The sequence below is a fragment of the Massilimicrobiota sp. An142 genome, assembly GCF_002160725.1.
Classification (GTDB): Bacteria; Bacillota_I; Bacilli_A; order Erysipelotrichales; family Coprobacillaceae; genus Allocoprobacillus; species Allocoprobacillus merdigallinarum.
Map to the genome: position 1 here is coordinate 1 of NZ_NFLD01000047.1, position 12,556 is coordinate 12,556.

General features: G+C 30.9%; 13 protein-coding genes and 1 rRNA gene. 2 read left to right on the forward strand and 12 right to left on the reverse strand.

Features of this window, described 5'->3' with window-relative positions; genetic code table 11:
• Positions 1-144 precede the first annotated feature (144 nt).
• Positions 145-1,575, forward strand: coding sequence for an IS4 family transposase (locus tag B5E87_RS13700; protein ID WP_087245787.1), 1,431 nt, complete (start codon positions 145-147; stop codon positions 1,573-1,575).
• A gap of 207 nt (positions 1,576-1,782) precedes the next feature.
• On the opposite strand, the gene B5E87_RS13705 is transcribed toward B5E87_RS13700, so the two are convergent.
• From B5E87_RS13705 to B5E87_RS13715, 3 genes are all read right to left on the reverse strand, one after another.
• Positions 1,783-2,328 (reverse strand): rubredoxin-like domain-containing protein, encoded by a 546-nt coding sequence (locus tag B5E87_RS13705; RefSeq protein WP_087245789.1) that lies wholly within the window; start codon positions 2,326-2,328, stop codon positions 1,783-1,785.
• Between the two features lie 98 nt (positions 2,329-2,426).
• A complete protein-coding gene (locus tag B5E87_RS13710) occupies positions 2,427-3,302 on the reverse strand; it encodes a Cof-type HAD-IIB family hydrolase (RefSeq protein WP_087245791.1) in 876 nt (291 codons plus the stop codon).
• Between the two features lie 114 nt (positions 3,303-3,416).
• Positions 3,417-4,043, reverse strand: coding sequence for a hypothetical protein (locus B5E87_RS13715; protein WP_087245793.1), 627 nt, complete (start codon positions 4,041-4,043; stop codon positions 3,417-3,419).
• Between the two features lie 164 nt (positions 4,044-4,207).
• On the opposite strand from B5E87_RS13715, the gene B5E87_RS13720 reads away from it, so the two are divergent.
• Positions 4,208-4,753, forward strand: coding sequence for a VanZ family protein (locus B5E87_RS13720; RefSeq protein WP_087245795.1), 546 nt, complete (start codon positions 4,208-4,210; stop codon positions 4,751-4,753).
• A 17-nt stretch (positions 4,754-4,770) separates the two neighbouring features.
• Here B5E87_RS13720 and B5E87_RS13725 read toward each other — a convergent pair whose 3' ends face one another.
• The 9 genes from B5E87_RS13725 to rrf all read right to left on the reverse strand — a co-directional run.
• Positions 4,771-5,664, reverse strand: a complete 894-nt coding sequence (locus tag B5E87_RS13725) for an ROK family protein (protein ID WP_087245797.1) — start codon at positions 5,662-5,664, stop codon at positions 4,771-4,773.
• Between the two features lie 135 nt (positions 5,665-5,799).
• Positions 5,800-6,579, reverse strand: coding sequence for a PHP domain-containing protein (locus tag B5E87_RS13730; protein ID WP_087245799.1), 780 nt, complete (start codon positions 6,577-6,579; stop codon positions 5,800-5,802).
• A gap of 15 nt (positions 6,580-6,594) precedes the next feature.
• Entirely contained in the window at positions 6,595-7,419 is an 825-nt protein-coding gene (locus B5E87_RS13735; protein WP_087245801.1) for a histidinol-phosphatase HisJ family protein, read from the reverse strand.
• An 80-nt stretch (positions 7,420-7,499) separates the two neighbouring features.
• Positions 7,500-8,519 carry an ABC transporter ATP-binding protein gene (locus B5E87_RS13740; RefSeq protein ID WP_087245803.1) on the reverse strand — a complete coding sequence of 340 codons (1,020 nt, stop codon included), beginning with the start codon at positions 8,517-8,519 and terminating at the stop codon, positions 7,500-7,502.
• On the reverse strand, positions 8,519-9,319 hold the full coding sequence (locus B5E87_RS13745; RefSeq protein WP_087245805.1) for an ABC transporter permease: 801 nt from the start codon (positions 9,317-9,319) through the stop codon (positions 8,519-8,521). Before B5E87_RS13745 ends, B5E87_RS13740 begins: the two co-directional genes overlap by 1 nt.
• On the reverse strand, positions 9,316-10,164 hold the full coding sequence (locus tag B5E87_RS13750; protein WP_087245807.1) for an ABC transporter permease: 849 nt from the start codon (positions 10,162-10,164) through the stop codon (positions 9,316-9,318). Before B5E87_RS13750 ends, B5E87_RS13745 begins: the two co-directional genes overlap by 4 nt.
• Entirely contained in the window at positions 10,142-10,981 is an 840-nt protein-coding gene (locus B5E87_RS13755) for an alkaline phosphatase family protein (protein ID WP_158094016.1), read from the reverse strand. The genes B5E87_RS13750 and B5E87_RS13755 overlap by 23 nt, the downstream gene beginning before the upstream one ends.
• Positions 10,971-12,071, reverse strand: coding sequence for an ABC transporter substrate-binding protein (locus B5E87_RS13760; protein WP_087245811.1), 1,101 nt, complete (start codon positions 12,069-12,071; stop codon positions 10,971-10,973). The genes B5E87_RS13755 and B5E87_RS13760 overlap by 11 nt, the downstream gene beginning before the upstream one ends.
• 405 nt (positions 12,072-12,476) lie before the next feature.
• Positions 12,477-12,556, reverse strand: a 5S ribosomal RNA gene (gene rrf, locus B5E87_RS15735); the annotation flags it as partial.

Genomic DNA, 12,556 nt, shown 5'->3' on the forward strand with positions numbered 1-12,556 from the left:
CCTGTTTTTGCGCACTCGTTGAATCCTATCGTGATTCTTCTGGCGTTCCTAAACATCGTGTCCTTATCAACTTTGGGCAGGTTGATGAGGAATCCGTTCCTTTTCTGAAGGCTGCTTTCGCCAAGAAAAAGCCTCGTCTTGTCTATGATGATGAATAATGTAGTTAAGTCTTCTCAGCTGGCTGCTATCTTCAGTGAGTTTAATGCTATCATTCATTCTGATATCACAAACAGACTCTGTCGCAAGAGAACACAGGACTTTACCAGAAATAGAAATATGAATTTCTATTCGCTCATCTATTACTTCATCTTCAGAAACAGAACCACAACCAATGCTGAACTCTCTCATTTTTATTCTTCCATAGATCGATTTGAGAAGAGAATAAGCAAGCAGGCTCTCAACAAGGCCATTAGAAAGCTGAATCCAAATGTTTTTTCATATCTCATCAATCGATTTTCAGCCATCTATTATACATCGTCGCTCCCTAAAAAATATAGAGGATATTTCCTGATTGCAGAAGATGGGACCTATATGGAAATCCCATACAATGTCTATAATATCTATGATTTTCATTTTGTGGAGAATCAACATATCATTGACATGTTCGATGTCAAAAAAGTCCAGTCCAAGGCCGGAGGACTCTATGATGTCCTTAATGGTCTGTTTATAGATTTTTCACTCAGGCCTGCACCATATTCAGAATTGCCTCTTGCGTTTTCTCATCTCTATCGAAGTCAAAATATATTCAAGGGAAAGAATGTCATTTATCTTGCTGACAGATATTATGGATCAGCCGAAATCATATCCCACCTTGAGTGTATTGATTATCATTATATCATCAGAGGAAAAAGCAATTTCTACAAGAAGCAGGTTGCGCTCATGAAATCTGATGATGAATGGATTGAGGTGGAAATTGATGAAAAATGGAGAAGGAGATTCCGATTTTCACCTGAAGCCATGGAATTGAGAGAAAATAATCCAGTCATGAAAATCAGGGTCATTAAAAGAAGAATTGAATATATCAACAATCATGGAGAGGCGTGTCAGAAAGAGCTTATTTTCTTTACCAACCTAGGAGAGGAATTCTCTGCTCAGGAAATCATTGAGCTATATACATATAGATGGGATATCGAAGTTTCATACAAGACACTCAAAACAGGCCAGGAGATAGAAAGGCATATAAGCAGTGATGGTGATGTTGCACGAAATGATATATATGCAAAGGTACTGTTTCATAATATTGCAGGAATCATGAGAAAAGAGTTGAACCGTTCACTTGAAATGAAAGAGTCAAATAGACAGTATGTTGTCAACATAGCACAGCTACATGAAATCATACATGATGTCAACATTCTGCTTTCAATGATCAATGGTAAAAAAAGACAGCTAAAAAAGAAGATAGAACAGATAGAGAAGATGCTAGACAAAATAAAAGTGCCTGTTCGCCCAAACAGGCACTACCAACGATGGGGACGAGTCATGATTTCACCACCAAGTTATCGCTTCAGACTTGATGGAAGAAACAATCCAAAAGTCAGACGATACAAATCAGTGCTTATGACAATATCCCCGTAGTTAAGAATACAATTATATTGTATCATAAATTTAATGGGATAAAATTTTAAAAAACGAAAAAAAATCAACAGGGGCTTTATGCGCTTTTTTTGCATAATAATAAAGAGTGCATATAGTCATACCACAAGAATTACAGAAATAAAAAAAGAGTCACCTAGTCTAATATACTAAGTTGACTCCATTGAGCCCATAAAATGGGCGTTTTTTCTATTCTCCAAAGTATCTTTTTAATAATCCAGCAAATGCTTTTCCATGTCTAGCTTCATCTCTAGCCATTTCATGAACTGTATCATGGATTGCATCTAAGTTAGCTTCTTTAGCACGTTTAGCTAAATCAACTTTACCAGCAGTTGCTCCATTTTCAGCTTCTACACGCATTTGAAGATTTTTCTTAGTAGAATCAGTCACAACTTCTCCTAATAATTCAGCAAATTTAGCTGCATGTTCTGCTTCTTCCCAAGCTGCTTTTTCATAATATAAACCAACTTCAGGATATCCTTCACGATGAGCTACACGAGCCATCGCTAAATACATACCAACTTCTGAACATTCACCTTCAAAGTTAGCACGTAAATCTTTAATAATATCTTCGCTAACACCTTGTGCTACACCAACAACATGTTCAGCAGCCCATGTCATTTCACCACTTTGTTCAACGAATTTATCAGCACCAACACCACAAACAGGGCATTTTTCTGGAGCTGCATCTCCTTCATAAACATAACCACAAACTGTACATACAAATTTTGCCATACTTTTTTTCCTCCTATTCAATATGGATTTATTTATCCATATTTATGATAATCAATTTTCCATTTTTCGTCAACTTTATTGCTTGAAATTTTTTAACTTTAAATCGCTAAAAGACCTAATTGTTGTAATTGTTCTAATCCTTCAAAAACAGCTCCTTCTTCATTTGTTAAAGTCAACAAATAATGAGCAGCATTCTTAGCTGATGAAGATGCATTTTGAGGTGCAAAAGAATATTGAAACATTTGTAACATATGTCGATCATTCTCTCCATCACCAAAAACAGCAACTTCATCATAAGCATATCCCTTTTTTGCAATAACTTTTTCTAATAACTTACCTTTATTACTCATTGAACTCGTAATTTCAATATTATCTTCAAAAGATGATGAGATATCTAATCCATCTATATTTAGTTGTTGTCTAACCCCTTGAATAGAGTAAGCATCCAAATGTCTAGCATCTATTTTTAAAACTTTAATATTCTTTTGAATGATCTCATGAGCATCCTTAGCATAATGAAAATCTCTTAAATATCCTTCTCTTGTTGTAAAAGTCTTTTTTGGTAATGAATCCTTATAATCCTTTGAAGCTAACAATAATTTATAGTGATAATCCCAAAAATCATCTGCATCTACAAAAGAATATTTCCCTTGATTTGTATGTATCGCTAATAAATAACCATATGATGATAAAATTGTAGATATCTTTTGAAATGCTTGATTATCCATTGGATAAATTTCATTGAATGTCTGTTGTTTATTACAATATTGTGTTCCATTGTTTAAGATCAAGTCACAATCTAACTGATAACGCTCTAAAAAATCAATGACCATATTAATATCTCTACCAGTTGCTATAATAAACTCTATTCCATTTTCAATACATTTTTTTAATATCTGACAAGTTCGTTCCTCAATAGTATCATCTTTTTTTATTAATGTCCCATCTAAATCACATACAATGCATTTTATCATGTCTGATTCCTCCTAGTTTTATTATTATATCAACTTCATTGATGAAGAGAAATCTTTTTCTGGCATAGAAAAACTATTGAGAGCCTCAATAGTTTCTTTTATAGTTATGTTGTTTTATGCTTCTTTTTGTTCAATTGTAGAAATTAACCAATTCTCTCCATCTGGAACTAAAGTAAATCTTAATTGTGTATCAATAGCTTCAGCTTCATCTATCTTCTTTGTCATTGCTCCAAAGATTTCTGGTGCTAAATCAGCAAAAACTTTTTCCATCATCGCTTGTTGATCACCTGCTAGCTCACTTAATTCGTCTAAATGTTCCTGCTGATAATTATCAATAATAGTTGTTGTATCTGAATCAATATCTATATTATTGTAATCTTTCATTTTAATATCAGCAATAACCAAATAATTATCCCCATCTGCTTCTACACTATTAATTTCATATGAAGTCACATAATTGGCAAAAATATGATCAACAAACTTATTCGCTTCGTCTACAAATGTTTGACCATATGTTTCAACATCCATGTACTCTTCTAAACTTTCCATGATTGAAAGTAAATCATCAACGTCACTGTTATCATCAGTACATATTGTTGAAATCTTTTCAATATCTCCTGCTTTTAAATAATCAAAAAAGTTCTTCACTACAGTTTCCTGTTTTTCAGTTGACGTTCCTCCACAGGCAACAACGCCCATAATCATAAATAAACAAACCGCTAATTTTAATATTTTTTTCATAACCTTCACCTTCCTTTATGTAATAAATATATGTTCTTATATATTCAGTATATCATAAATATAATTAATTTCTTTATTTTTCAACATAATTTAACATAATTAACAATAAAATCAAATATTTATATTATATATGACTTCTCATTATGTTTTTATGAGGTGATTTTTTGTTAATAACACAAAGAAACTGGACATCTGCCATCTGGATTCAATTTTTTATTGAAATTATTATTTTTATAGCTATTTATTATTATTTTATATATTTAAAGTATCAAAAACAAAAAGTCCTTTTTTATAGGACTTTACTCTATGTATATATCATTGGTATCTTATTTGTCACATTATTACCTTTAGATTTTCAATATGCCCAACTTGATCATTTTCATCATTTTACTGTTCATAATTTTACTTTTCCTTTTCGTGATGTCATTTATCATTATGGTGGTGCCATTACAAATGTTATTCTCAATACATTTATGTTTATACCTTTTGGATTCCTTGTTCCTTTGTCTTTTCAATATTCATTTATAAAAACAACGCTCATAGGCTTGATGACAATCATAGGTATTGAATCATTACAGATGATATTTTCCTTATTTTGTATTGGATTTAGAACTTTTGATATTACTGACATTATCACAAATTTTATTGGTTTATGTTTAGGATATCTTATTTATTATATCGATAAAAAAAGACAATGCTTTGTGAAATGAACATTGTCTTTTCTTATCTATTGAAATGTTTGAATATGCTGATATAATGCTCCAATTAAATTGGCATCATTACGATAATGACAAGGAACAATTTCTGGCTTATAAACATCAAATCCTAAATGATCAAAAATATTATCAAAATGTTTATTAATTAACTCAATTAATAATGGTTGTGCACTTATACCTCCACCAATCGCAACTTTTTCACAATCAAAAATAATATGCACATTAAAGATTTGAGTAGCCACTTCTTTACAAAATTGACTAATTCCTTCAATAACTTTCTCATCACCTTGATTCGCCATATCAAAGATTTCTATACCCGTATATTCCTGATTAGTTCCTAATGATTCCTGGACTCTTTCCAATAGTCCTTTAATACCATTACGTGTAGACCATGCATAGTCCCAACTAATACCATCTAAACAATTTGTTTTCACAAAAGAAAACTCTCCAGCACTAAAATGTCTTCCAGTATGCACTTTGTGATCTTTGATCAGACATCCTCCAATCCCTGTTCCTAAAATAACAACAGCTCCATCTTGTATATCCTGCAAATTCCCATATCCAATTTCTGCATTGGCTGCACATTTTGCATCATTACCAATCGTTATATTGATTGGACATCTTTCTTTTAAAATATCTACGATATTCATCTTATCAATATATCGTAATGCTCCACCTGTAAAAGCGTAACCTATTTCAGGATTGATAATACCTGGCATAGAAATAGCCATACCTTCAATACGATCTTTGTATTGATCATAAATGGTACCTATTGTTTCTACAAAATGATCCATTGTATCCATTGGTGTTGGGACACTAGATTTTTCTAAAATTGTTGAATCTTCCTGAATTAAAGCATATTTAATTGAACTTCCACCAACATCTAAAGCTAAATATGTTTTCATGATTAAATTCCTCCATACATTGTTCTTATATTTATTATAGGATTTTTATTGTAACAATGTAAATACTTTTATACATTTCTTATTATTGAATACAACATAGTTCCCATAACACATAATACAATGACAGAGTCATCATCATAATATTTCATGAATATCTTCTAAAAAATTAAAATCATAATCTTTTAAAAGATCCAAGCATATATCTATACGTTGATGTTCTAATAAAGTTGTAGGATGATGGGCATCATAACCAAAACAAACTTTATTTTCTTTTGTAACATGTTTAAAGAATTCTGGATGTGGATAAGGATATGCCAAACCATCTTGATAGTAGAGTTTCCCATATCTTAAACCATTTAAGTTAATTTCTAAAACAGCATGATATTTTTTAGCCGCTTCAACAATGATTTGTGATGCCTTGTCACATGCTGGTGTCCATTGTCTTCTTCCTAACATAAAGAAGTCTGGATGTGCTATATATCTTGTTAATCCTAGTTCCAAAGCACTTTGAATTTGATTTGCATACATCAAGACATCTTCATCATTATTAAAATAATCATAATTATAACCATCAAAATAGCGGAAATGCTGTCCAATAATCATGTAATCACAACATTCTTTCATTTTAAGTAAATAATCTTTTTGATCATCATAATATTCTATTTCAAAGCCTACTAATACTTCAATTTGATCTTTATACTTATCTTTTAATTGATACATCGTATGTAAATATTCTTGAACATCTCGATTATACATACGTTCAGCAGCTATTTCTACATGAGGATAGGCCATATGCTCACTAAATCCTATTGTTTTCATTCCAGCTTCTATCGCTGCCAGAATATATTGTTCATCTTTTCCAACAGCATGATGACAGCGTGTTGTATGCGTATGTAAATTAAAATTCTGTTCCATTATTTATCTCCATTTTTATAAAAATTCTTGAATATCTTTTTCTATAAATCCTTGATCTGTTAACACCATCATAGATGTAAAACCACAATCTTGAATCAATTCTAAAGATTCCTTATAATAACAATCTAACATTTCTTTTTGATGACAGTCACTATTAAGACAGATTTTCCCACCATGATCATGAATATATTTTAATAGTATATGATGTGGATAAGGTGTTTTTCTTTGTCCTCTGGCAATAGCACCTGTATTGACTTCAAAAATTTTCTTTTGACCAACAAGCATATCAATACATTCATATGCTAATTTTAAATATTCCTGATCATCAAAATCAATAAATTCTTCATTCTCATTAAACTTTGTAAGTAAATCAATATGCCCTACTATATCTACATCACTTCTATAAGCTATCTTTTTCACTTCTTCATAATAACTTTGAGCATAGCTTAAAAAATCCCCATAATAATCTACAATCTTATGCGTCACTTCCTGACTTTGATCAACAGCTAAATATTCTTCACCAGCTTTTACAAAATGAACACTTCCAATAATATAATCATATGGATTATTTTTTTCAAAGCTTTGTCCTAAAATATCTTCTTCAATACCTAAAAAAATATGTATCTGATCTTTATATTTTTCTTTGACTTCAAGGACATCTTGAATATATTTTTGGGTGTTATCATCAGTCATAGAGTAATCATCTATTTCTCGACAATTCCCATGTCCTGAAAAACCTAAAATCGTAAAACCTTTTTGAATAGCTTCTAAAGTCATGTCCTCGATTGTATTTTTGCCATCACAATAAAGTGAATGTGTATGTAAATTTTGTTTTATCATATTTTATCATCCCTCTCCTATTATAATTCTTTTTCATTTCCATTGATAGTCTAAAAAGACTGTCTTTAAACAGTCTTCATTTATTCTCTAATGGCTAGAATATTATGTGGCTCAATTCCAACATACACTTTTTGTCCTTCATCAAACAGTGTAAAACTTCTAAACAATGTTTCTGATTTTAAAATAACATCATGACAATTTAATGTATATCGTAAAACATTTCCTCTTGAAATATAGTGACTAACTTTTGCTTCAAAACTATAGACATTTTGATCTTGAATTGGTTCATTTTGAATAGAAATGGTTTCTGGTCTAATTGCATAATAATGATTATCAAAGTCTTGTTTTGGTAGCAATGTTTTTAATTGATGATTATCTAATATATTATAATGTCCTATAAATTCAGCCGCAAATTTAGAAACAGGGTGTGTATATAATTCTACAGGATTTCCACTTTGTTCAATGATTCCACCATTCATTAAATGAATTTTATCAGACATAATCATGGCTTCATCTTGATCATGTGTTACAAATATAGTTGTAATTTTTAACTCTTTTTGTACACGTTTGATTTTTTCCTGTAACTCACGTCTTAATTTTGCATCAATTGCACTTAATGGTTCATCTAATAATAGAACTTTTGGTTCCATAACGATTGCCCTTGCGATAGCTACACGTTGTTGTTGTCCACCAGATAATTGACTCGGATAACTTTTTTCTTTTCCTACCAAATCTACCATTTCAATAGCACGCTGTACTTTTTGAGCTATCTGATTTTTATCTACTTTTGCGATTTTTAAACCAAAGGCAATATTTTCCTCTACATTCATATTTTGAAATAATGAGTATTGTTGAAAAACCATCCCTATACCACGTTTTTGAACTGGTACATCTGTAATATCTTTACCATCTAATATAATTCTCCCTGAATTAATCTGCTCTAATCCTGCTAAAGATCTTAATAATGTTGATTTTCCACAACCACTTGGTCCAAGTAATGTAACTAATTCACCTTTTTCTACATCTAAATGAATATTTTTTAAAACTTGATTTTCACCATCGTAGCTTTTGCATATATCTCTAAATTCAATGTATGCCATTAATTTTTCCCCCTCTTTGTGACTGCTTTATTTTGAATCATTAATGTTAATGTTGAAATGATAAATGTTGTAATAAAAAGAATAACGATAATTGCACTTGATAATTGTCCTGATTTTGACATTGTTTGATATAAATAAATACCTGCTGTTCTAAATGCACTTCCGGCAATCATATTAACAACAACGAAATCTGCAAATAACATTGTAAAAGCTAACATCATTGTTGAAATAATTCCATTTTTCATTTGTGGAATAATAATTGCAAAGAAGGCATGTAGTTGAGAACAACCTAACACCTGTGCAGCTTCTACAACACATTTCACATTTAATGCGCCAATAGTATTTTTTAAACCTCTAAATGTATATGGTAATATAATGATACAGTAAGCTCCTACTAAAAGAAAAAGACGATTTGATAAAAAGCCGGGTTTACCTGAATATAGTGAAATTATACCTACTGCTAAAATAACACCTTGAATGGCATATGGAATATTACATAAAATTTCAATATACTTTTCTAATTTTGGCATATATAATGTTGTCACATAAAGAACTAATAATATAGCCAAACTACAAATACACACTGGCACAAAAGAAATAACTAAAGATCTTAATAATGAATTAATAAAAGCTCCATCTGTTAATATTTCTGAATAGAAGCTAAGAGTAAAACCAGTTGGTAAAATATCCATCCATGCTGTAAAAACAGAATATAAGAAAGTTAAAGCTAATGGTATAATTAAAAATGCTGCGATAATAAATAAAATACATCCATCCCATAATTGTGTTTTTAATTTCATTGGACACCACCTGATTTCTTTTGTAATTTATTTGTAATTAAAACTGAAATAACCATTAAAGCCATCATGACCAATGAAAGAGCACAACCAAATTCTTGATTTTGAACAACTTCACCAACAAATTGTTGAGAAATACGAATTGGTAATAGAGAAATATTATTACTCAACAATGCATATGCTGTTCCATAAGCCGCTAATGAGTTGGCAAATAAAACTGAAAATGTTCCTAATATACTTGGTAATAATGATGGTATTGCAACTTTAAACCAATAGTGAAAACTGTTTCCACCTAATAGTCCTACAGCTTCTTTCCATTCTTTTCTTAATCCTGAAAAAATAGGAAGCATCAATAAAGTTCCTAATGGAATTTGGAAATAAATGTAAGTTAATAACAAACCATTAATTGTATATAAATCATAATTAGCCAAAAATTCTATTCCATAATTTTTTCCAATTAATGTTAATATACCAACATTTCCTAATAAAATCATAAAAGCAAAAGCTAATGGAACTCCAGCAAAATTACTTGTAATATTTAATACTGAAGTGAAAGCATTTCTTATTTTAGGACTGGCATTATGTGCTGCTTTTGCACCAATAAATGCAATAAATATACCAACAACAGCTGAAAAAATAGATATCCATAAACTGTTATAAATAGACTGTTGATATAGACGTGTACTAAAAATTTTAACAAAATGGTCTAGAGTAAAACCTCCACCACCTGTCTTTGAAAAACTTTCTATCACAATATTAATTAATGGTAATATTTCAAATAATAAGACAATGATAAAAAAGGGTAATAAAGCGAACAGATAAAATTTATAGTTCTTTTTTGCTTTCATGAATACGTTTCACCTCCAAAGGTTTCATTTTTTCAGTTGCTTGAATATCCAATAAATAACAAAGCAACGGCGCAAACTCTAATGTTGTGAGAACTTGTGAATGATACCCATTCACAATGCGTTGATCAATAATATATAATGCTGTGGTGCGTTGCTGATGACTATTACCACCATGATAACCATTTTCACTCATTCCATGATCTGCACCTACCACAACACTATACCCATCTTTAATCCATTGTGGAATATATGTTGAAAGGAGTTTATCATTTTGAATAACTGCTTGCGCGTATTCTTGTGAACCTGCACCATATTTATGGCCTGCATCGTCGATACCCATTGGATGTATAAACACAAAATCATATTGATCATGTGACATTAAACTTGATGATAATGCATATAAATGATTATCTGGATAAGTGTCTTCATAATAGAAAAAACCTTGGTCTATATAAGACTTTGGATCATGATGATAGACATCTTGAAACTTATTAAATGGTGCTGATAAATAGAGCTCACTAATCCAATAATATGCTAATGCTAGACTTTTTTTATGATTCTGTTTAAGTAATTCAAATATATGGATTTGATTAGATAATCGACATATATTATTATTTGTAATTCCATGTTCATATACTGGTAATCCAGTAAAAATTGTTTCGTACATAGGGCGTGAAGCGCTAGGTAATTCACCTAGCACTTCATATTTAGCCGCCTTTTTATGTTCACATAAATGTTCTAAATAACCTAAATGCTCTCTAGCATATTCACTCTGTAATCCATCTAATAAAACAAATACAACTTTATTATTGTGCATAAGCAACAACTTCCTCCTGCCAAGATGTTGATAAATCTGACACAGCTTGATCCCAAGCTTCCTGATCTTCAATAAAGCGTGCATTTTTATATTGTTCATCTGGTAAAAGCATTGCCTTGACATCTTCTGGTAATTCTACATCATCACGAATTGGACGCGCATAACCTTTAGCTAAATTAATCTGTCCTTCATCAGATAAAATATATTCCCTTGCTAATGCAGCAGCATAAGGACGTTTTGTATAGGCATTAAGAATTGTACAATATCCACTTTGAATTGCTCCATCTGTTGGTACTGATACTTCAAAATGAGCATTGGCATTATTTTCTAAGATTTGTGAACGATATCCTAATGAATTGTAATCCCATAAAACTGCAACTTCTATTTCACCTTTTTCTAAACGTGCAACACTTGTGTCTCCCATATCTAATCGATCATCTTCAGCTAAAGTCTTGAAAAAGTCTAGACCTGGCTGTATATTGCTTTCACTACCACCAAAAGCGATAGCAGCACTTAATAATGCACTTTGTGCCTGAGTTGCTACTGAAACGTCTCCAATTGTTAATGTATAATCTCCATTTAAAACATCTTGCCAACTTTTTGGTGCTTGATCAACAAGATCAGTATTTGTAATAAATGTAATTGTACCATAGTATCCTATAATCCAATCACCATTATCATCTTTAGCCCAATCAGGAATTGAATCCCAATATGATGTTTTATAAGGTAAAGTTACACCTTGTTCTTCTGCAACTGGCCCAAATGATTGTCCAACATCACCGATGTCTTTTGTTGCATCACTTGCTTCATTTGCAAAAATAGCAAGTTCCTCAGCACTAGACATATCTGTATCCGTATGTTTAATTCCGTATTCATCTTTAAGTTCTGTCCATGTTTCAACCCAGTTAGCCCATGTATCAGGCATTCCAACAGAATTGACTTCTCCATCTTCTTTTGCTTTTTCTGTAATTTCTTCAATTGTCATTGAATTTAAATCAACCTTTGCTTGTGTGCTTTCTTCAGCGCATCCTGTTAAAAATGTTGCTGCAACAAGAGCACTCATCCCCAATTTAAAAAATTTATTTTTCATTTTCATACTTCCTCCTTAGCGAGTAAAGTATAGCATTTATAAAATTCAGTTAAATATCTTCATTTTGTAAAGAATTGTAAAAATAAAAACACTATAACAAGTGCTTTGTAAATATTTTAAAAAGAAATTTAAATTCTATATTAACATTTATTAAGTTTTAGATACTTTTGCTTTATATAAAAAGTTATAAAAATCATATATTTTTCTATATAAGTATAATAATTTGAGTCTTTCAATTTATCATTTAAACTAATATAAATATTATTTAAGTTGATCATCATATTAATGTTTGATGATTATCATCAAATATATCATAAAAAAGAACCACCAGTTGAGACAAGGTCGTTCTCTTTCAGTATACAAAATAAAAAAAGAAAGGGAATAGAATGACTATTCCCTCACATGGACTGGCAGCGTGCTATTTTCGCAGTTGCCTACTATCTTCGCCGCTGTGATGCTTAACTTCTGTGTTCGGCATGGGTACA